At 32.4% G+C, this 20,902-nt stretch carries 23 protein-coding genes; 19 read left to right on the top strand and 4 right to left on the bottom strand.

From position 1 onward, the window contains the following. The first annotated feature begins 20 nt into the window (after positions 1–20). On the top strand, positions 21–758 hold the full coding sequence (gene erm / locus BN1066_RS03555) for a 23S ribosomal RNA methyltransferase Erm (protein WP_077318133.1): 738 nt from the start codon (positions 21–23) through the stop codon (positions 756–758). Positions 759–1,356: 598 nt separating this feature from the next. Here erm (BN1066_RS03555) and BN1066_RS03550 read toward each other — a convergent pair. Continuing rightward, entirely contained in the window at positions 1,357–1,950 is a 594-nt protein-coding gene (locus tag BN1066_RS03550; RefSeq protein ID WP_077318132.1) for a TetR/AcrR family transcriptional regulator, read from the bottom strand. Positions 1,951–2,048: 98 nt separating this feature from the next. On the opposite strand from BN1066_RS03550, the gene BN1066_RS03545 reads away from it, so the two are divergent. The 8 genes from BN1066_RS03545 to BN1066_RS20095 all read left to right on the top strand — a co-directional run bounded on the left by BN1066_RS03545 (position 2,049) and on the right by BN1066_RS20095 (position 7,279). Next, positions 2,049–2,762 carry a GAP family protein gene (locus BN1066_RS03545; protein WP_077318131.1) on the top strand — a complete coding sequence of 238 codons (714 nt, stop codon included), beginning with the start codon at positions 2,049–2,051 and terminating at the stop codon, positions 2,760–2,762. 22 nt (positions 2,763–2,784) lie between these two features. Beyond that, positions 2,785–2,994: a hypothetical protein gene (locus tag BN1066_RS03540; protein ID WP_077318130.1), complete on the top strand. Its 210-nt coding sequence runs from the start codon at positions 2,785–2,787 to the stop codon at positions 2,992–2,994. Positions 2,995–3,073: 79 nt separating this feature from the next. Further along, complete coding sequence (locus tag BN1066_RS03535; protein WP_077318129.1) at positions 3,074–3,817, top strand: hypothetical protein; 744 nt, start codon at positions 3,074–3,076, stop codon at positions 3,815–3,817. A 449-nt stretch (positions 3,818–4,266) separates the two neighbouring features. Further along, positions 4,267–4,896, top strand: coding sequence for a TetR/AcrR family transcriptional regulator (locus BN1066_RS03525; protein WP_077318127.1), 630 nt, complete (start codon positions 4,267–4,269; stop codon positions 4,894–4,896). A 4-nt stretch (positions 4,897–4,900) separates the two neighbouring features. Further along, positions 4,901–5,443 (top strand): GNAT family N-acetyltransferase, encoded by a 543-nt coding sequence (locus BN1066_RS03520; RefSeq protein ID WP_077318126.1) that lies wholly within the window; start codon positions 4,901–4,903, stop codon positions 5,441–5,443. A gap of 4 nt (positions 5,444–5,447) precedes the next feature. Continuing rightward, on the top strand, positions 5,448–6,134 hold the full coding sequence (locus BN1066_RS03515) for an MBL fold metallo-hydrolase (protein ID WP_077318893.1): 687 nt from the start codon (positions 5,448–5,450) through the stop codon (positions 6,132–6,134). A gap of 27 nt (positions 6,135–6,161) precedes the next feature. Beyond that, entirely contained in the window at positions 6,162–7,016 is an 855-nt protein-coding gene (locus tag BN1066_RS03510; RefSeq protein ID WP_077318125.1) for a GNAT family N-acetyltransferase, read from the top strand. Between the two features lie 125 nt (positions 7,017–7,141). Next, positions 7,142–7,279: a hypothetical protein gene (locus BN1066_RS20095; RefSeq protein WP_179104277.1), complete on the top strand. Its 138-nt coding sequence runs from the start codon at positions 7,142–7,144 to the stop codon at positions 7,277–7,279. Positions 7,280–7,670: 391 nt separating this feature from the next. Here BN1066_RS20095 and BN1066_RS03505 read toward each other — a convergent pair whose 3' ends face one another. The 3 genes from BN1066_RS03505 to BN1066_RS03495 all read right to left on the bottom strand — a co-directional run bounded on the left by BN1066_RS03505 (position 7,671) and on the right by BN1066_RS03495 (position 10,635). Next, positions 7,671–8,357, bottom strand: coding sequence for a response regulator transcription factor (locus BN1066_RS03505; RefSeq protein WP_077318124.1), 687 nt, complete (start codon positions 8,355–8,357; stop codon positions 7,671–7,673). A 2-nt stretch (positions 8,358–8,359) separates the two neighbouring features. After that, a complete protein-coding gene (locus BN1066_RS03500) occupies positions 8,360–9,454 on the bottom strand; it encodes a sensor histidine kinase (protein ID WP_229740705.1) in 1,095 nt (364 codons plus the stop codon). Between the two features lie 779 nt (positions 9,455–10,233). Next, positions 10,234–10,635 carry a hypothetical protein gene (locus tag BN1066_RS03495; protein WP_077318122.1) on the bottom strand — a complete coding sequence of 134 codons (402 nt, stop codon included), beginning with the start codon at positions 10,633–10,635 and terminating at the stop codon, positions 10,234–10,236. 742 nt (positions 10,636–11,377) lie between these two features. On the opposite strand from BN1066_RS03495, the gene erm (BN1066_RS03490) reads away from it, so the two are divergent. The 10 genes from erm (BN1066_RS03490) (at position 11,378) to BN1066_RS03445 (ending at position 20,831) form a co-directional block, all read left to right on the top strand. Next, complete coding sequence (erm, locus tag BN1066_RS03490) at positions 11,378–12,235, top strand: 23S ribosomal RNA methyltransferase Erm (RefSeq protein ID WP_077318121.1); 858 nt, start codon at positions 11,378–11,380, stop codon at positions 12,233–12,235. A gap of 1,096 nt (positions 12,236–13,331) precedes the next feature. Then, positions 13,332–14,501, top strand: coding sequence for an SIR2 family protein (locus BN1066_RS03480; protein WP_245799688.1), 1,170 nt, complete (start codon positions 13,332–13,334; stop codon positions 14,499–14,501). Further along, positions 14,494–16,215: an ATP-binding protein gene (locus tag BN1066_RS03475; RefSeq protein WP_245799687.1), complete on the top strand. Its 1,722-nt coding sequence runs from the start codon at positions 14,494–14,496 to the stop codon at positions 16,213–16,215. The genes BN1066_RS03480 and BN1066_RS03475 overlap by 8 nt, the downstream gene beginning before the upstream one ends. Before the next feature lie 194 nt (positions 16,216–16,409). After that, positions 16,410–17,144: a hypothetical protein gene (locus BN1066_RS03470; RefSeq protein WP_077318117.1), complete on the top strand. Its 735-nt coding sequence runs from the start codon at positions 16,410–16,412 to the stop codon at positions 17,142–17,144. A gap of 209 nt (positions 17,145–17,353) precedes the next feature. After that, positions 17,354–18,127: a DNA cytosine methyltransferase gene (locus tag BN1066_RS03465; protein WP_245799686.1), complete on the top strand. Its 774-nt coding sequence runs from the start codon at positions 17,354–17,356 to the stop codon at positions 18,125–18,127. Next, entirely contained in the window at positions 18,099–18,416 is a 318-nt protein-coding gene (locus BN1066_RS20560; RefSeq protein ID WP_245799685.1) for a DNA cytosine methyltransferase, read from the top strand. Before BN1066_RS03465 ends, BN1066_RS20560 begins: the two co-directional genes overlap by 29 nt. A 71-nt stretch (positions 18,417–18,487) precedes the next feature. Further along, positions 18,488–18,682, top strand: a complete 195-nt coding sequence (locus tag BN1066_RS03460; protein WP_077318116.1) for a hypothetical protein — start codon at positions 18,488–18,490, stop codon at positions 18,680–18,682. Positions 18,683–18,783: 101 nt separating this feature from the next. Further along, on the top strand, positions 18,784–19,062 hold the full coding sequence (locus BN1066_RS03455) for a YdcP family protein (RefSeq protein ID WP_077318115.1): 279 nt from the start codon (positions 18,784–18,786) through the stop codon (positions 19,060–19,062). A 48-nt stretch (positions 19,063–19,110) separates the two neighbouring features. Further along, a complete protein-coding gene (locus BN1066_RS03450) occupies positions 19,111–19,491 on the top strand; it encodes a YdcP family protein (RefSeq protein ID WP_077318114.1) in 381 nt (126 codons plus the stop codon). Beyond that, on the top strand, positions 19,491–20,831 hold the full coding sequence (locus BN1066_RS03445) for an FtsK/SpoIIIE domain-containing protein (RefSeq protein ID WP_077318113.1): 1,341 nt from the start codon (positions 19,491–19,493) through the stop codon (positions 20,829–20,831). Before BN1066_RS03450 ends, BN1066_RS03445 begins: the two co-directional genes overlap by 1 nt. Positions 20,832–20,902: the final 71 nt, after the last annotated feature.

Genomic DNA, 20,902 nt, shown 5'->3' with positions numbered 1-20,902 from the left:
CCTAAATAGGAGAGGTTATAATGAACAAGGTAAATATAAAGGATAGTCAAAATTTTATTACTTCAAAATATCATATTGAAAAAATAATGAAACAGATAGATTTAAACGAAAATGATAACATTTTTGAAATTGGTGCTGGTAAAGGGCATTTTACTATTGAATTAGTAAATCGGTGTAATTATGTGACAGCTATAGAAATTGATCCTAAATTATGTGGGGTAACTCAGGATAAACTTTTAAATTACGCTAACTATCAAATTGTAAATGATGATATCTTGAAATTTAATTTTCCTAAACATAAATCATATAAAATCTTTGGAAGTATACCTTACAACATAAGCACAAGTATAATTAGAAAAATTGTTTATGAAAGTACGGCTACAGTAAGTTATTTAATTGTGGAATATGGTTTTGCAAAAAGATTATTAAATACAAACAGATCACTAGCATTGCTCTTAATGGCAGAAGTAGATATTTCTATACTAGCAAAAATTCCTAGGCATTATTTTCATCCGAAACCTAAAGTGGATAGCTCATTAATTGTATTGAAAAGAAAGCCTATAAAAATGTCATATCAAGATAGAAAAAAATATAAATACTTTGTAATGAAATGGGTTAACAAGGAGTACAAAAAACTGTTTACCAAAAATCAATTTAATAAAGCCTTAAAACATGCGAAAATAAATGATTTAAAAAATGTAAATTACGAACAGTTTTTATCCCTTTTCACAAGCTATAAATTATTCAATGATAATTAGAAATACAAGAGATGAACAAAGAGTGCCTGTGATAGAAAAAAAGCTAAATGATATGTTTAGTGAGATGGGCGGTATGAAAAACTCCAGGAAGTTCTTTAAAGAACAAGAGAAAAAACGTAGATAAAAATGAAGGGTTGAATCTAAAACAAGATTCAATCCTTTTTTGCTATTCACTTCTATTAAGAATCCAAAGAAATGCTCTATACAGAAAGGGTATGTATATGTATAACATTGAATACATCAATTAATGGTGTTTAAATATGTCTTTTTCTGAATAAGTTAGGTTTTATTCTTGTTTCCTATCTCTTTAATCTACTATGTAGATCAATATTAAACTCTTAGCAACCATAATAAACTCTTGCTAATTTCATCACCAATTCTGTAATAATAAACATTTGCCTTTTCAATAAGAAATCAAATATTCTCTCGGGTTTTCCTCATCAGGAGCCCGAGTTTTTTGATGGCTTTTTCAATATCTTTTCAATAAGGTTTCTTCAATATAAGTTCCAATAGGAAATCAATACTCATACTTTTATTAATAACAAAAAGGGTGGAAGTAGATAATCTAATGAGAATAAATTATCTACTTCAGTATTTTTTATTTATTACAGAGTGTTTTTAAATGGTAACTGATTACTTCCTTCACCTTTAATGGAGTATACACATCAGGTCGTAGCAACGCATGAAATGACAGACCTTCAATCAATGCAGATAATCGACTTCGTTCTAACTCTACGTTAACTGAATCTGATAGAATCCCTTTTAGAGTTAATATCTCAATCATTGAATTTGCTAATTCATATGTACCGTCAGTCAATTCGTCTTTCTTCTCCTTTAATGCATGGCTCGTAAGGGAACGGAGTGCAAAAATCCACCAGACACTCGTTTCAATTTTCTTTTCTTCATCGATTGGTACTAGCTCTAGTAAAACTTCCTCAACGGCCTTTAATGGATCTTTTGACCATTCTTTATGATCAGAGCGTTTTTTTCCTGCATCAAAGAAGTAGTCCATAATAAACAAGAGCATTTCATCCTGAGTTGAGAAGTAATGTCTTAAAGCACCAGAAGACATGCCGGCTTCTGCTGCAACCTTTCGTATAGATGCTTTTTCAATTCCTTCGTTTTTAATTATCTTCCATGCAGCTTCAGCAATTAATTTTCTTTTTTGCTCATGATTAACTATTTTGGGCATAGAAAACCACTTCCTTTTTTTAATACAGTGTGTTATTATCTTTTTAACACATTGTGTTATTTTAATGGTAACACACTATATAAAGGGGGACTAATTATTTGATTGAAATCATTGAAACAATGATGCCTTCCTCATCAATTGATATATCCGTAGCCCTACTAATTATTTCCATTTGTGCCTTAGTTGATATATTAAGTCCTGGTGTGCTAGCTATTACGGGCTATTTATTACTTACACAACCTAATCAGCTATCTTCTCGTCTATTTGTATTTTTGCTTGTTATTCAGTTAGGTTATTTCATGATTGGTTTATTCCTGTACTTTGGTGGAGATACACTATTGGAGTTGATTGAACAGTTATCTGAATTTGATTTTATCAATTGGTTCTATACTGTTACGGGAACACTTCTTGTTTTAGTTAGCTTCATAAAACCAAAAGAAAGCACAATAGAACGTTTTACGTCATGGATTCCAAGACAGACAACAATAAAGGGAATAATTATTTTGGGTATTATTGTATTTCTTATTGAATTTGTAACGGCATTGCCTTATTTCTATTCGATTTTTTTATTAAATCATCTGTCAATTAATTCTTTTTCTTCTATATTTGTAATAATTGGGTACAATCTTGTAATGGTGTTACCTTCCTTATTATTGTTAGGAATTAGTATTGTGTTTAAAGATAAACTGCAGCACTTTCTGAGAAATATAAAAACAAAATTAAATGAAGCACCGATTTCTTCAGTTTTAGTAGCAATAGGTGTAGTAGGAGCAGTATTTTTTAATATTGGTATTAGAGGTATCTTAAATTAAAAAAATGAACGAGGTGTTTAATATGAAAGAAATTATTAGTGGAATTAGTTTACTACTCCTAATTCAGGGAGTAGGAGGTTTGTTAAATCATTTGACAAATGGTGGGAAAAGTTGGTTTTTGGTGAATTATATTGATATGTTTCAAGGTTGGGAAATTGCGATAGATATTTTATTGATTGCTATTGGTGGAGTTATTGGTTTATTTTCCATAAAAAAATCTAGTTTATCTTAGCGTTATTAGCGTAAGACTAAAAATGTAATAGTGATGATGATGGTTACGAAAATGTATGTACCAGGCAAGAGGTGAAAAAATGAATCAACAGAAAAAAGCATTACATGAGGGTTTAGCAAATTTTCCAGGAAGATGGCTTGGGGGAATTTCTTTAATCGTAGCTCCCATCCTATTAGTTATTTCTGCTTTGCTGAGAATAAGATTTAATTTCTTTTTCCCAGATCAGCTAGCTGCTTATAATACACATCCGACCTTAATGCTTATATCCTATAGTCTTTTTTTGATTGGAACAATTCTACTATTTCCAGCTGTTTTAATACTTGTACAATTAATTAGTAATAAAAAACCACGTTTAGGTTTTTGGGGTGGCTTATTAGTCATTGTTGGTCTATTTGCAAGAGCGTTCCACTCGGGAGTAGATCATTTCGCTTTTCAAATTGTAAGAAGTACAGACGTTGACGTTGCTACAAACCTTGTAGGAGATTTTTATGGCATGTTCCATGTTGTTAATATATTAAATTTCTCTATCTTTTTTGGATGGATTGTATTAGCTATAGGAGCATATGCGTCTAAAGTTTTTGGATGGTTTCGTTCGCTTGCTCTAGGAGTGATGTTTACCTTAGCGTTAGGGGTGCTAAAAGGAACAAATATGACAACGATTATTTCATTAACTGGGCTCTGCATCGCACTTCTTCCATTGGGCGTTGAAGTTTTAATAAATGGTAGTAGGCCTAAATTGAAAACGGTTCTGTTTTACGTAGTTATTATTGTTTTGGTACTCGGTTCGTGGTTATTCATGAGTGAGATGGAAAGACCAAATTAACTAAAACTCTATATAGAAATCAGAGATTGGTTTGGATGTATAAACATATCTATTTCACAAATCAGAGACATACCAGACGGAATACGTGTTTCTCTTTTATCATTGAAATCATTATTTCTATTATGTAGATCTCGAATAAACTCTTGGCAACCATAATAAACTCTTGCTAACTTTACCACCAATTCTGTAAGAATAAACATTTGCTTTTTTAATATAAAACTCATTAAAAATTCGGGTTTTCCTCAACAGGAGCCCGAGTTTTTTCATGCCTTTTTATTAATAGAGTTCAAGATTTCTTCAATACGACTAAATGGTAGAACTTAACGAGTTCGATTTATTAATGTTTTAGTTAGGGAAACGTAAAGTATACACTAGTGTCGTTATGATGTATAATAAAAACGACACTAGTGTATAGTATGATGTTAAATTTGTTATGGAGGTGGGATTTTATGGCCCCGATTGTGAGTGAAGAGTATAAAAGGAAGAAAAAGATAGAATTGATTGAAGCAGCTAGGAAGGTGTTTATTGAGCAAGGATTTGTTCGTACTTCCATGCAAGACATTATGGATGAAGCTGAAGTATCAAGAGGAACATTATATAGCTATTTTAATAATATTGACCATACTTTTATTGAAGTTTTAAAGTATGAAGATCAAAAAAATATAGATTATTTTATACCTTCTAGTGAAATAACTTTATGGGAAAAATTAAAGAACTGGGTTGAAAAATGGCAATTCTATATTGAGAAAATTGATCAAACATTGGTCCATGCAAATACGGAATTCTTCTTGTCTTCCGATTATGTAAAATCTAAAGATGATTCTTCTTATCTTTCTAAACGTTATGTTCGAACAACTGAAGCCATAGAAAAGTTAATCGAAGAAGGTACTCGTACTAAAGAGTTTAAACCACAGCAATCTTCCCGGTCCATTGCAATGTTTATCTTGTCATTTTTGAATGGATTAATGTTAGACACTTACCAGTTGGGAGATGAACAAACCATAGTAAAAGATCAACTGACAGTCTTACTTTATTCTTTAGAAAAATTAATAAATCCAACAATTATAAATAAGGAGTGATTTAATGTTATTTGAATCATCGAGATTGAAGTTAAGAAAAATGACGACGGAAGATACGAAACTATATCATAAATGGAGAAATGACTTGGAAGTGATGCATTTCACTAATCCTTCTTTAGATGTTTATCCGATGGAAACGACAAAGGAATTTGTTGAACAAGTAATTTTAGGCTCACATAGTGCGAAGAGTTACATCATCGTTGAAATAGAAAATGAACGATCAATTGGAGTTGTGTCATTAACAAATATTGATTATAAGAATAGAAATGCCGAGTGTATTATTGATATCGGAGAAAAGGATTATTGGGGGAAAGGTTATGGTTCGGAAGCACTCAAGTTATTGCTGGATTATGCCTTTTACGAAATGAATCTTCATCGGGTTTCTCTTAGAGTATTTTCGTTTAATGATAGAGCAATTCGTATGTATACAAAACTCGGTTTCTGTCAGGAAGGAAACAGTAGACAAAGTTTATTTAGAGATGGCAAGTGGCATGACATTATTTATATGGGAATATTGCAAAATGAATACTTTGAGAAGCGAGTGTAAGGAAATGGAGATAATAGAACTTCCAATTGAATTTGATTTTAATGGACAGAAACAGAAAATTTATCCTAGCTTAATTGTTTTAAATAACGATTTAACATTAGTAGATACTGGTTATGTCAATTTTCTACCCCTAATTGAAAATGAGATTATAAAAAATGGCTATAAAATGAATGATTTAAAGAGTATTATCATTACTCACTATGACGACGATCATATTGGTTCTTTATATGACTTTAAATCAAAATATCCTTGGATAAAAATTATTGCTAGTGAAATAGAGTCAACATTCATTAGCGGTGAAAAAAAGGCGGAAAGGTTAGTTCAAGCTGAAGAAATGTTACCCATGTTAGCAAAGGAAGAAAAGGAATTCGGCATATGGTTTGTTCAACAATTAAAAAGTTTGAAGCATATTTCAGTCGATACAAAGGTTCGTGATGGTGACAAAATTCTTGACGGACAATGTACGATCATGGAAACACCTGGACATACTTCCGGTCATATTTCCTTATATATTCCTTCAATAAATAGTGTTATTACGGGTGATGCAGCGGTTAATGAGGAGAACAAAATGGTGATTGCAAATCCGCACTTTTGTTTGGATATCGAAAAAGCTGAGCAGTCTTTGAGAAAAATTAAATCTCTCAATCCTAAAAATATCTTTTGTTATCATGGTGGCAAATTAGTGCTTTAAAAGGAGAAAATAATTGGAGGAAGCAACATGAAATATAAAAGATGTTCGGAAGTAGATAGGTCATCCATTCATGAAGCATTTTTGTATGGTTATTCAGATTATGCCATTCCAATGAACATTACAATGGGGCAATTCTTTGAACGATTTTTTGGTCAGGAAGGAAATACATTCCAAGATTCGTTTATTGCATTTGATATCGATGAACCTGTTGGATTGGTGCTTGGCGGTGTAAGAACTTATGGTGGGTACAAAAATTTAAGATGTGGTACATTGTGTGTGAAACCAGAATATCGTGGAGAAGGCGTGAGTCAAGAGTTATTCCGCTTATTTGTTGATAACGGAATTAGTCAGAAATGCGAGCGTTTAAGTTTAGAAGTACTCTCGGAAAATAAGCGTGCCATTCGTTTTTATGAAAAGCAGGGATACAAAAAGAATCATAAACTAATCTATTTCAGTCATGCACTGGATGCTAATAGATTAAAATTAGATAGACTAAATCGCAAATTAGAAATAGAAGAAGTTGATTTATTTGTTGCCGCCGAAGTAAGGAAGAATATTCTACCTACACATATCAATTGGCAAAACGAAGTGGAATACTTTATGAAAGATCATACTGCTCATCGTTTTGCTGCTTATGTTGGAGAGTCAATAGTCGGAACGTTGGTCATTACATATTCAGGGAAAATATATTTTTTATTTGTAAATGAAGAAGTAAGGCGAAAGGCAATTGCTAGCAGCCTTTTATCCCATTCAATAAAACAATTAAATTTGCAAAAATTAAAGATCAGTATGCCAGATAATATTGATATCGCTGAATTTCTAAGAAAGATTGGATTTAAGAAAGATACAATTGAGCAGTACGAAATGTACAAACTCGTTTAGAAAATAGATTCAGTCTGGATCTATTTTCTTATTCCTTAAGCTCTTTGTTCAAGTATGTAGATATGTGTTTTAAGCAATACTGACTCTGGATTAGGAAGAATTACAGATTAAAGGAGGTACATTAAATGAAATTTGGAAATTACAAGATAGATTCATTTTGGTTAATTATGATAGTAGGAGTTTTAATCGTATCTATTTTTACTCCAATGTTTCTTTTCGCAGCTTTACTTTTATTAATTGTTGGAATAAAAAAAGAGAAATGAATATAATCTGAACCATGTTGTGTGATTTTAACAAAAAAATTTCTACCCAGTTATTGTTATTCTCCAAGTATCTTTTTATCTATGCCTACAATATTAGTTTTGACTGTAGTGCTTTCATTAAAATGATTTCAAGTAGATTTATCAGCTTTTTCGGCTACACTTATACAGGTGATAAAAAAACGATATCCAGATCATTAGTTGAAGATTGGTTAGCTTTAAAATGGTGGGATTGGGACATTGAAGCATTGGAGGAGTATAGATAACGGGGCTTTTACGAAATTAGAGAATAGAATGGAGGGTTCATTTTTTATGAGGATACCATTCCATTAAAGTACTATGTGGTGAGGAAATAAAGAGTTTAAGGGATGGACATTCAAGTTTAATCCATCCCTTATTTTTTAAATCTATAACCCACTCCCCAAATTGTTTCGATAAATTGTGGATTCGAAGGAACAGTTTCAATCTTTTCCCTAATCTTCCTTATATGAACGGTAACAGTATTCACATCCCCAATTGAATCAAAGCCCCAGATTCGCTCCATTAAATGTTCTTTGGTAAAGACGGTGTTTGGATTTGTGGCTAAAAAATTTAAAAGATCAAACTCTTTGGCAGTAAGTGTTTTCTCTTCATCATTCACAAATACACGCCTTGAGTCATTTTGTATACAGAGGCTACCGAATTGAAGGTCATTTTGTTCATAATCCTGATTAACAAGACGGTCATATCTTGAAATATGTGCTTTTACCCTAGCGACCAACTCATTGGGGTTAAAGGGCTTTACAATATAATCATCGGCACCACGATCAAACCCCCGTATTTTATCTATATCTTCTTTTCTAGCTGTTACCATTAGGATAGGTATATCTAATGTTTTCCTTAGTTTTTTGCATAATTCGAACCCATCCATCCCGGGAAGCATTAAATCTAAAAGAATGAGACTATAAGAATTAGTCATGGCGAGTCTCAAACCTTCTTCACCGGTTGTAGCAATATCACTCTCAAATCCATTAACCTCTAAATAATCCCGTTCCAACTCTGCAATATTTCGTTCGTCCTCAATGATTAATACTTTTGGCATTTTTATATCACCTTTTTCAGTGTTAAATAAATACTTGTACCTTTGCCTAATTTACTATCAGCCCAAACAGTTCCCCCGTGTTCTTCAATAATTTTCTTTACAATGGATAGTCCAAGCCCACTACCCCCAGTGGAAGAATTTCTTGAGGCATCGGTACGGTAAAAAATTTCAAAAATAAAGGGAATCGCTTCTTTACTTATACCAATTCCATTATCGCTCATTTTGATAGTTACCGTATCAGGCTGTGAGGATAAAAGGACTTGGATACTTTTATGTTCCTTATCCATATACTTTAGGCTGTTCTGAAGGATATTTGATACGGCACGCCTCAATTTTTCTCTATCAGCCATCACAACATATGAATCGTTTTTCTTCGCTACAAGAGTTGCGGTTCCTTGTTCTTGTTCCAAATTAAATGCTAATTCTTCAATAAAGTCAGCAAAAAATGAATATAAATCCACCTTTTCAAATTGGAATGGCGAACTTTTTAAATCCAACTTAGAATATAAAAATAATTCATCAATGAGTCCATCCATATCATTTGCCGTTTTATAGGTGATGTTTAAATAACGCTCTAACTTTTCTGGAGTATTCGCCACGCCATCCTGAATTCCTTTTATATAGCCTTTTATGGAGGTTAAGGGTGTTTTCAAATCATGAGAAATACTTGCAATTAGCTCATGCCGATTTTTTTCATATTGTAGCTGGGCATCCTTTGCTTCTTTTAGTTTTAAACGCATTCTTTCAAATGTATTACTAAGCTCACCAAGTTCATCCTTCTTGTTGGATTCCACACTATAATCCAAATTACCCTCACTAATTTTATTTGCAGCAACAGATAGCTCCTTAATAGGGATGAGGATACTTTTTAAGACATAGTATGTTAATAATCCATTTGTTACAATTAATACTAAGATCATTGCAATAAATCGAACGCTAATAAACAGGGTTAAATCTTTGCCTGTAGGGTTTCCATTAAAAATGACAAACAGTATGTATCCCCAAATGATTTCTACTAGGAGAAAACCAATAACCGGAATAACAATCACTGCTATATTTGAGAAAATTAATCGCTTTTTTATTGACAAGGTTATCACCTGCTTATGTTCGTTGCTTTATTATAATAAAGATTTGCAAAATTGGAAAACCAAGGCTTTCAAGATTGCTTGACAGCCTTGACTATTTAATCCTTATCAATTAGTTTACTATCTTCCATATATAAAACACGATCAGCAACATGAAGCACTCTTCATCGTGTGTCACCATAATTACTGCTTTATTTTTTGATTTTACTTTATGGGATATCATTTCAACAACCTTTCTACCTCGATCGGAACCAAACTGGCGGTAGGTTTATTTGCTAGCAATATGGAAGGATTATTCAAAAAGACCCAGACGATAGCTACTCTCTGTTTTCACCACCAGGAAGGTTCTTTGGATAATGTTTTAATGGATGACTTATCCCTAAATCCATACATAATTCATTAACTCTTTGTAAATTCGACTTTTTATTCCCAATTCTAATGTCTGCAATGAGCATTAATTGATCTTTTACTTTTATTGTTAGGTAAGGAATTAAATTGGACGATTGAAATATAAACCCAATTTTTTCTGCCTTTACTTATGTTTGTTTGGGCGAATTAAATATTGTTATATCCTCATATACTAACAAGACTTTGCCATTAGCAGGGGTTAACAATAACAAGGCTCGAAGACAGATTTAATTGCCTATGTCACAATCTTAGAACTTAAAAATTAATACTACCTAAACCATTTCTATTTCTTAAGTAATTCTTAAATGTAACAAACGCATATAAAAATACGCCAATCCCTCATAAAGTGGAAAGAGATAGTGTTTTGAAAAAATGTTTATATTTTACTTTCCTTTAATCTTTAATAATGAACTAGCAATTAACCCCGAAATTAAACCCCAAATAACATTCGTTAACAATACACTAACGATGCCACGAGGATTCGTTAATGGCCCTTGCAAATGACCCGTTAGAATAGGTGATAAGATTCCACTAATAATAATTGCCAATATAGCGTAACCAATCCCCGTAAAAACCAATGTAACGATGGGGTGGGAATCTTGTGTTAAGTATACTGTTGTTATCCAAATGATTGTAATGAGTATTGTTGCCGTTATACTTGCAACTGGCTTACCAAGTGCATCTGATATCCCCAAAATGCTCATAAATGGTCTCACAAGTGCAATTATGGAAAGTGTTGAAATAAGTTTCCAATTTAATGTTTTAAATGTGTTAATGTTTGACATAATTAACTCCTTCTTTCTCCATTTAATATTTTCTACCAGTAGAATACCCTCAATATCTTATAAAAACCTAAAAGAGTTATTAAATATTTCTTAAATATGATTTGTTTTCTAAGGGAGAGAAAAGATGCAACAAGTGATTGTTTACGTGCGATGGAAGCAATTATGAAGCATTTAACTAATAGAGCAGACATTGATAATACCGATATTGTGAAGAGAAAAAATCAAAAACATAACTGTAATAAATTTTATTTTATTCTTGAGTATCTAGTATTTTTTCTTGAAATTATCTATAGTCCATGCTAGTATATACGTCGTATCTAATGTAATTAAACTAAGGAGGGTTGTTAAATATTATGGGAGTAATTAAGACTTACCGTGCTTTGAACATGTAATTTAATACGTTCGAAGGCTCTGTTAATTTCGCTTACAGAGTAAACGGGATAAGTCTGTCCATTTTATTTAACAATCCCCATTAAAATATTTTGTTAAATGAGAGGGAAGGGTGATTATTCACTCTTTCCTTATATTGTTTTTACGATTGAGTATTCGGTTTTTTGGCTTTTCAATGCTAAAAGGCCTGTTTAGTGACGTTTAAATTTCTGTTACGTCGCAATGTCTTTTTGTCTTAATGTAAAATAATTGATTCCGTTTACTGGAAACCACAGATGTCTTTTTCTGTGGTTTTTTTGCGTTATAGTTCAGAGCTGAAAATCAATTATTTTAAGGAAGGATTGTATGATTAATGACAAAAAGAAGGAAAAAATACCAACATACAAAAAGAATTAAAAGAGATTTCCCGAACTTTAGCGGGCAACATTTGCTGAATAACAAAGAAGTTATAAAAGATATTATAAACATTGCTCGTATGTCAAAAGGAGATCTTGTATTAGAATTGGGTGCTGGAAAAGGTGCCATCACTAATGATTTAAGTAATCGATCAAGAAAAGTTCTCGCTGTAGAATACGATCAAAAGTTTATTAAGAAATTAGATCAACTTGAATTAAAAAATACAGTTATAATCAAACAAGACATATTAAAGATTTCGTTACCCCGAGAGCCTTTTATTGTTGTTTCGAATATCCCTTATGCAATCACAACACCAATTATGAAGAAACTCCTTAACAACCCATTAAGTAATTTCCAAAGAGGTGTGCTTTTGATGGAAAAAGGAGCAGCTAAGAGATTCACATCTAATTACGTAAAAGATCCATATGTGATTGCTTGGAGGATGTGGTTTGATATCCGGTATGTAAAAGGAATTTCAAGAAAAAACTTTTCTCCACCACCTAAAGTAGATTCTGCAATGGTTAAGATTAATAGAAAGGCTAATCCGATTGTCCCTTATAGTGATTATTTGGTATTTTGGGGATTGGTTGATTATGTATTGAAAAATCCTCAATTATCGCTCGATTATGGACTAAGGGGTGCATTCACAGTACCACAAATTAAGCGTTTGAAAAGAAATCTTCGGTTAAAAAATGAGATACCAGTTGCAGAACTAACAGAAGAACAATGGGGAATCCTATATGAAACGATGGTAAAGCATGTGCCAAAATTTAGATGGCCGAGGATTAGAAAAGAGAAGTTAAATCATTATTGAAGGAAGAAGTAATTTTAATTAACAACATTTACTATGAGGGAAAGAATGACATATTATGAGCGGTGAAATGGTATTTGAATTCTTATCTCTACAATTCTTCTTTCTACTATGTAGATCAATAATAAACACCTGACTGTCAAAATAAACATCTGCTACTCCCACCACCGATTTCGTAATAATAAACATTTGCTTTTTCAATATAGATCCAATAATTTCTCGGGTTTTCCTCATCAGGAGCCCGAGTTTTTTTATGTCTTTTCCAATATCTTTTCAATGCAGTTATGTTCCTAAATCCTTGTCATTACTGGGTTTATCCAATATCCAATTCAATAATAAATCAATACTCATTCAATATTTTCTCTTTATTTTATCCCTCTTTTCTCCACTATCTATTCTAGAATTTTTCCTTATTCCATTCCCAAAACTTTATTCCAACTTCGAAAAAACCATGAAAAAACAGCCGAAAAAGGCCGGAAAAACGGTCATTTTTGAACCAAGAAAGTGTGAAAATAGGGGTTCCGTAGCAAAACTTTATTATGACTCAAACGGTGGAATGCGGGTTGGAGGGGTGGGGTTTTCCCAAATGATTAATCTTATGGTACAAGAAACTATATAGAAATCCTTAATTTTAAACACTTTCACAAGCATTTCGTGTTTGTAGGAGAAGGTGAAAAAACGAGAAATAAAATACTGAAAAACCACATTACCGTTTCGGTGGTAATTGATCTGGGGTGTGGGAACACAATAGAAAAAGTATAAAACTATTATTTGATAGTTCATAATTAATAGTAGCTCTTTTAACGGCGGCTGTAGGATAAGAAAATTTAAAGTCGCCATTTACTTGTTAAAAAATCAATGTGATGTTTATCAGCTTAGATTTTTGACGTGGTTATTAAATATGACGATATTATTTGTTAACCTAGAATAGAATGGTTAAAAATTAGTTTATAATACCACTCATAATATAAAAAAATTTAAGATTAAATGTTTCACTTATAAATTATGACTATGTAATATGTTGATGGGAATATTTAGTACTCCTATTGTAAGAGTGATATAATTACTGTAAACTATTAGTCTTCTAGGGGGAACAATATTGAAAAAAATCTTTTTTTCCAATGTAAATACAATCGCTTATGATGATAAAGGTGTATATGTAGATGGTAAGATATTATCTGAAGAAGATAAAGAAGAGAACGAAAGCATTGAAGACTGCGCAAATAGATTAATGCGTAATACTTATCAAAATATTTTAGCTAAACAATATGAAAATATAGTTGTTTTGACAGGTGCAGGTAGCTCATATAATATTGGTAAAACTAATCAAGGCAAATTAATGACTGGATTATGGAATGAAGTGAAAGAAGCGCTTTCTTATCAGAGGATAAAAGAATTTGCTAATCAAATAAACTTTTTAGATGTTTCCGAAGAAAATACTAATTTAGAGGATTTTATTTCACATGCCGATTTATACCAAAAAATATCTACGTCTGATAATAAAATTATTTCTACAATTAATGAAATAAAAAGTATTATTCGTAATAATTGTCATATTATAATTCCTGAAAATGCACCGCATCATGAATTTATAAAAAAACTTACCTCTCGAAAAACAAAGTATGCTAGAACTAAAATTTTCACTTTAAATTATGACACCCTTTTTGAACAAGCCGCTTCCGACAGAGGGTATATTATTATAGATGGTTTTTCATTTAGTTCTCCAAGACAGTTTAATGGAGCATATTTTGATTATGACATCGTTTCACGTGCAAGTCACAGATTATTATCTGAAGAAAATTTTGTTTCTAATGTTATTCATTTATACAAGCCACATGGCTCAATTGATTGGGAAGAGAGTAATGGAAAGATATTTAAAACAAATAACACTAAAAAACCATTAATGATTTATCCTAGTTCAACTAAGTATGAGTCTTCCTATAGACAACCTTTTTTTGAAATGATGTCAAGGTTTCAACAAGAAACGAGAAGCAAGAATACCCTACTAATCATAATAGGGTTTAGTTTTGGTGATGCCCACATTACAGCAATGATTAAAGAAGCTTTGAATGTGAATTTAAGTATTACAATGCTTATTGTCTCACCTGATGTTCATGAAGAAAAAGAGCGGTATAAATTCTTCAAAGAAAAAGCTGAAAAGTCAGGAAACATTAATTTAATTAATGAAACATTTGAGAGTTTTGTAAAATACTATCCATTATGTGATGTTTATGACCGCTCGGAAGAAAGGAGAATTGGAATTGACTAATAGTAATCCATTTGATAACAAATATTTTCTTGGATATATTAATCATGTAAATCCCCAATTTGTAAAAGTACATTTCCCTTCTTCAACTTTATTGAGCAAAACATTCTTTTCTGGTGAAGAATTTAATGGTGGATTAGTTGGTAACTTTGTAACAATAGAAGGAGAAAATCATGGTTTTATTGGGAAAATCTCTGAAATTGATTTACCAGAAAAAGAACGATTAGCACTTAGTGATAAATCTTTTAGAAGTTCAGATCTTCATCCAACTGCAAAAATAGAAATATTATTGTCTTTCGATTACTTTGAAAGTAATAAAGCTAATAATTCCTTCAATAAATTTCCGAGCATAGGTTCAAAAGTTTATGTATGTTCAAGTTCATTTATTCAAAAATATGTTTTGAGATTTGGAGAAAAAGAAGAATCTGATAAAACTTTATTTTTAGATTTAGGAAGCCTGACTTCTAATAAAGATACGAAAGTAGTTGTCTCTCAACAATCAGTGTTTAGTAGACACTGTGCCGTTGTTGGAACAACTGGTGAAGGCAAAAGTTGGACTATATCTAAATTACTTGAAGGTATTTCTAAAAACAGAACAAAAGCAATATTATTAGATCCAACTGGTGAGTACTCTACTTTATCTGAGTTGGATACTGTTGAATCATTAATATTAGGGGAAGACATACATTTTTCATATAAAAATCTTACTATTGAGGACTTATTTTTTTTGATTAAACCTTCTGAAAAAACTCAAGCACCTAAACTATTAGAAGCAATACGATCATTAAAATGTGTTAGAGTTTATAAAGAAAATCAAGAAGATCAGTATAATGATTATATAAAGGAATTTGTTAATACTGACCTATTAATAAAAAGTGGAAAAAACATAAAGAATTTCGAGAGGTTTGTGTATTTAAAATATAAAGAAATTGAAACAGGATATCTTGATTTTGATATAAGTAAATTAGAACATCAAATTCGTGAAGAATGTATTTGGGCTAATGATTGGGAAAATAAGGAATTGTTTGGTCGTATTAATGAACAGGATTTTGGATATTGTTTAAGTATGATTACTAGAATCGGTAACCTAATGAAGACAGACTTATTTAATTCTATATTCAATTTTGATAACTCATTAACATCTGATAGCTTAACTGATAGAATCAATTCATTTATTTCAAGTGATAGTACTTTGTTAAGAATAGGGTTTGAAAATATTGGATTTGAATTTCAGGCTAGAGAAATTGTAGCAAATGCAATAGGAAAATATTTACTTAACAAAGCTAGAGATAAGGTTTTTAAGCAAGATCCTATTGTTTTATTTATTGATGAAGCACATCAATTTCTTAATAATAGTATTGTTGATGACTATTTTGATACTAAGAGTCTCTCCGCATTTGATCAAATTGCAAAAGAGAGTAGGAAATATGGCTTATTTCTCTGCCTAGCTACACAAATGCCAAGGGATATACCTTTAGGAACTTTAAGTCAAATGGGAACATTTTTAGTTCATAGATTAATAAATTATAACGACAAAGAAGCAGTAAGACAAGCGTGTTCATCCGCTAATGCTGCAATACTAGACTTTTTACCAGTTTTAGGTGAAGGTGAAGCTATCCTAACAGGTGTAGATTTTTCTATGCCACTCAGTATAAAAGTTAATCCACCTGTTATTCCACCTGATTCTAAAACTCCTATATTCAGAAAGATGAGTTAATTGATATAGCTTTATCAACGGCTACTCCCTAAGTGTATTTGAAGTTAAAACATTTGCTTGATACTATTTTGATGATTATTAAAACGATTAAAATAAACAGATATAGATGAATCTAGTAAAAGGAAACGAAAAAGAGCATGAGATATTGTTAAGGTAGTATGCTTAAGATTAGTGAGACAAGGGAGATGAAAAATATGCAACAATTTAAACGTTTGGGTGGGGATAGAAGAGTAGGAAAGTTTACAGAATGGAGTAGGAATGATGAAAATTATTGTATTTATTGCGGAGATGTTGCTGAAACAAGGGATCATGTTCCATCGAAAGTATTCTTAATTGAACCTTATCCAGATAATTTGCCTACAATATCGGCTTGTGAACCATGTAATAATGGATTTTCTTTTGATGAATCTTATGTAGCATCCTATATAAATGTATTCAGAAGAAAGTTAGATCGAAGATTTTTCAATGAGAAAATAGATAAAGCATTAAAACGAGATAGAAAATTAAAAGAGTTATTGGATTCACAAATTAATACAGTAGAACAGGAAATTTATTATTCGTTTGATAAAGATAGATTTCAAAATATTATTATTAAATTAGCTATAGGTCATGCAGGGTTTGAGTTTGATCATGTTGATGTAGATGGAGTAACTACTTTATGGTATGATTGGAAATTTAATTTAAATGCAAACGAAATAGAAAGCTTTAACATGATTCCGTCTGTAGATATTATGCCAGAAGTAGGATCAAGGGTTTTTAATCGCATCGAATCGGGATTGAATCTTCAAAATAGTGAATCAAGCATATATTTGAATTGGATAGATGTTCAAAAGGGAATCTATCGTTATCTTGTTTATTTTGATGAGAATCACAATATTAGTGTTAAAATATCTATTTGTGAGTTTCTGTTTTGTATAATAAGTTTTTAACATTAGTAATTCATGAAAAAATTGATGTTAGCTATTCATTTTTTAAAAGGTTCTTATGTAGATTAACTTTAAGATTAGCACCATGTTTGAAATTTTTATAAATAAAATATAATAATAATTTTTAGCTTAATAAAACCTATTGTATTTAGACGTTCAATTAAAATTAGCGTCTTTTTTTACGCCTAAAAATGGAGAATAGAAGGTGGAGTATGACAAAACTAACTTTAGGAAGTTTATTTGATGGTATTGGTGTATTTCCATTAGCTGCTTCTCGTTACGAGATTCAACCAATATGGGCAAGTGAAATTGAAAAAGCACCTATATCTATTACGAAGCGACATTTTCCAAACATGCATCATTTAGGAGATATTACAAAGGTAAATGGTGGAGAAATACCGCCTGTTCATATCATTACATTTGGTTCCCCTTGTCAGAACTTATCTAATATTGGTAAACGAGAAGGCCTTACTGGAAGTCAATCTAGTTTATTTTATCATGCAATAAGAATTATTGAAGAAATGTGGTGTGCAACGAATGGAACATATCCAGTTATCACTGTTTGGGAAAACGTCATGGGAGCTTTTTCATCAAATAACAGGCTGGATTTTAAGGCCGTGCTTGAATCGTTCGCAAATACCGAAATTCCAATGCCTGATTCTCAATTCTGGGCAAACGCCGAAATGGTCCGAGGGAATGATGTTGATGTCGCTTGGCGATTGTTGGATGCCCAATATTGGGGAAGGCCCACACTTGCTCAAAGAAGAAGACGTATCTTCCTCGTGGCAGATTTTGGAGGAACACGTGCCACAGAAATATTATTTAAAGGCCGTGATTTGCAATCGGTTTTTACGTCTTGCAGAGAGAGCAGGCAGTCCTCCACCATTGCCAGTAGAATATCTACTCAAAAAGCAGGGGGGGAAAATACCCATCATCCGTCCCTTTCCAGAAAGACGCATGCGAAGTACAGCCAAAGAAAAAAATGAAAAAGGGTTTCATGGAAGTTTCGGAAGAACAGGAGATCCTTTCCCCACTTTACTCGCAGGATCTGTAAATTATTTTTCATTTTGGTATGAAGGAGAAGAAAAAGAAGGATTTATTCGTCAGCTTACGCCATTGGAATGTGAACGTTTGATGGGATTACCAGAAGGATGGACAGCCCTTGGATATAAAGACGAAGCGATAAGTGATTATGCTAGATATAAAGCAATTGGAAATGCGATTGCTGTACCGTGTGCCGAATACATTATGGCTGGTATTGCAGAAGTTTTATAAATATAACCAAACTATCGTGTGACAAATTTTATCTGTCATGCCTTTTTTTATTGTCTAAAACAGGCGGGAGTGTGATTTCTTTGGAAGAAAATGAAGTAAAAGTGATGGATTGGATTGACGATCATTTTGTATTGAGTGAGATAGAGATTGAAGACTTTCCGTTTTTTCCTCATGGGAAATTGATACGTGATAGAAATGGAGAAAGCATGGTTGTTTTTTGGTGTGTGATTTATGGACGTGTGGATTATCGACTACAAGAAGCGTAGGAGTGATTGATAAATGAAAAAGCACTTTTCTCGTTCCCCTCCCTTCTCCCCTTGCTTACTTATAAATAACAAAAATTAAAACAAGAAGAGAGGTTTATATAATGGAGTTAAAACATGTCATTCCAAATATGGAAAAAACGTTTGGAAACTTAGAATATGCTGGTGAAGGTAAGGTGGAACAACGTCGTATTAATGGGCGCATGACAACTTTATCACGCAGTTACAATCTGTATTCCGATGTTCAACGAGCGGATGATATTGAGGTGATTTTGCCGCAAGAAGCAGGAGAAAAGTTCTTTGAACATGAGGAAAAGGTAAAATTAGTCAATGCAAGAATTACCGCAGAAGGTTATAAAATTGGTGATCGTGGTTTCACATAATATATTTTACATGCTGACGATATGGTTAAAGCATAAGGAGGAAAAAAGATGAGATTAGCGGAAGGAATTGTGATTGATAAAGAAAAGACATTCGGATTATTAAAATTTTCGTCATTACGTCGTGAAGTTTTTCTACAAAATGAAGATGGTACGGTATCAACAGAAGTAAAAGAACGCACCTATGATTTAAAGTCTCGTGAACAAGGGCGCATGATTCAAGTCAGTATTCCTGCTTCTGTTCCATTAAAAGATTTTGATTATAATGCAGAAGTAGAACTAATTAATCCTGTCGCAGGTACAGTCGCAAATGCAACTTTTCGTGGGGCAGATGTGGATTGGTATATCAAGGCAGATGATTTGGTTTTAAAAGGGAAAACGGTTACACCAAGCACTAACAATCAAAAATCTATACCTAACAAAGATAAATAATGAAATTTTACCGAAGAAGAGGGAAGCGAATCCGACCGAGTAACGCTTCTCTCTTTTTTCAATTTATCTTCTTTGGACTGTTTGGTGTATGGCTTGTTTTCTTTATCCCTTTTCATGTAAATTTTTTACTTTCTACAACGTGGGAACTTGATCCATTTCAAACTCATTTTGTAAGTAGATATGGATTCACTTCACTAATCATTAGTTTGGTCATGGAGGCAATATGTGCTTTTCTTTATTATTGGTATCGTTATAACCATTTAAAACAATTGATGCATCGACAAAAGCTCGCAAAGATGATTTCAGAAAATCAGTGGTATGAAACAAAACAAGTGATGAATGAAGGGTTTTTCAAAGATATCCCATCTAGTAAGGCGAAGGAAAAAATCAGTCATTTTCCAAAGATGTATTATCGGTATGAAAAAGGCATGATCCATATTCAAGTAGAAATAACGCTTGGTAAATATCAAGAGTCACTGTTAAATTTAGAAAAGAAGTTGGAAAGTGGCTTGTATTGTGAATTGGTGTCAAAGGAATTACATGATTCCTATGTGGAGTACGTTCTTTTTTATGATATGATTGCCAACCGTATTTCAATTGATGACTTCATTGCGCAAAATGGTCGTTTAAAGCTCATGAAATCGATGGATTGGGAATATGATCAGCTAACACATATGTTGGTTGCTGGCGGAACAGGTGGTGGAAAAACGTATTTTATTCTTACATTGATTGAAGCCCTGTTAAAAACTAATGCGAAGTTATATATTTTAGATCCAAAAAATGCAGATTTAGCAGATTTAAACACGGTCATACCTGATGTCTATTATAGAAAGGAAGATATGATGACATGTATTGATCAATTTTATGAAGCGATGATGGCTCGAAGTGAAGAAATGAAACAGATGGAAGGATATAAAACAGGAGAAAACTATGCTTATTTGGGCTTAGCTCCTCATTTTTTAGTTTTTGACGAATACGTTGCATTTATGGAAATGCTTGCGTCTAAGGAGAGTACCACTGTATTAACGAAACTAAAACAGATTGCCATGTTAGGACGTCAAGCTGGATTCTTTCTTATTCTTGCTTGTCAGCGGCCAGATGCAAAATATTTAGGGGATGGGATTCGTGATCAATTTAATTTTCGGGTTGCTTTAGGCAGAATGTCCGAACTAGGATACGGCATGATGTTTGGATCGGACGTTCAAAAACAATTTTTCTTAAAACAGATCAAAGGACGTGGATACGTCGATAAAGGGGATAATGTCATTACCGAATTTTACACACCACTTGTGCCAAAGAATCATGACTTTTTAAAAGAGATAGAGAAACTTGCACCATAAAGGCTGCCCAGTGCGGCGGCGTGCGAAGCGTAAGCCGCAGTGCTGGGCAAAGCCTGCGTGGCGACAACCAC

Origin of the sequence: Virgibacillus proomii (genome assembly GCF_900162615.1) — a bacterium.
In the GTDB taxonomy this organism is placed as follows: Bacteria; Bacillota; Bacilli; order Bacillales; family Amphibacillaceae; genus Virgibacillus; species Virgibacillus proomii.
Note: the sequence above shows the minus strand (reverse complement) of the source record. Positions and strands in the feature narration are given on the sequence as shown.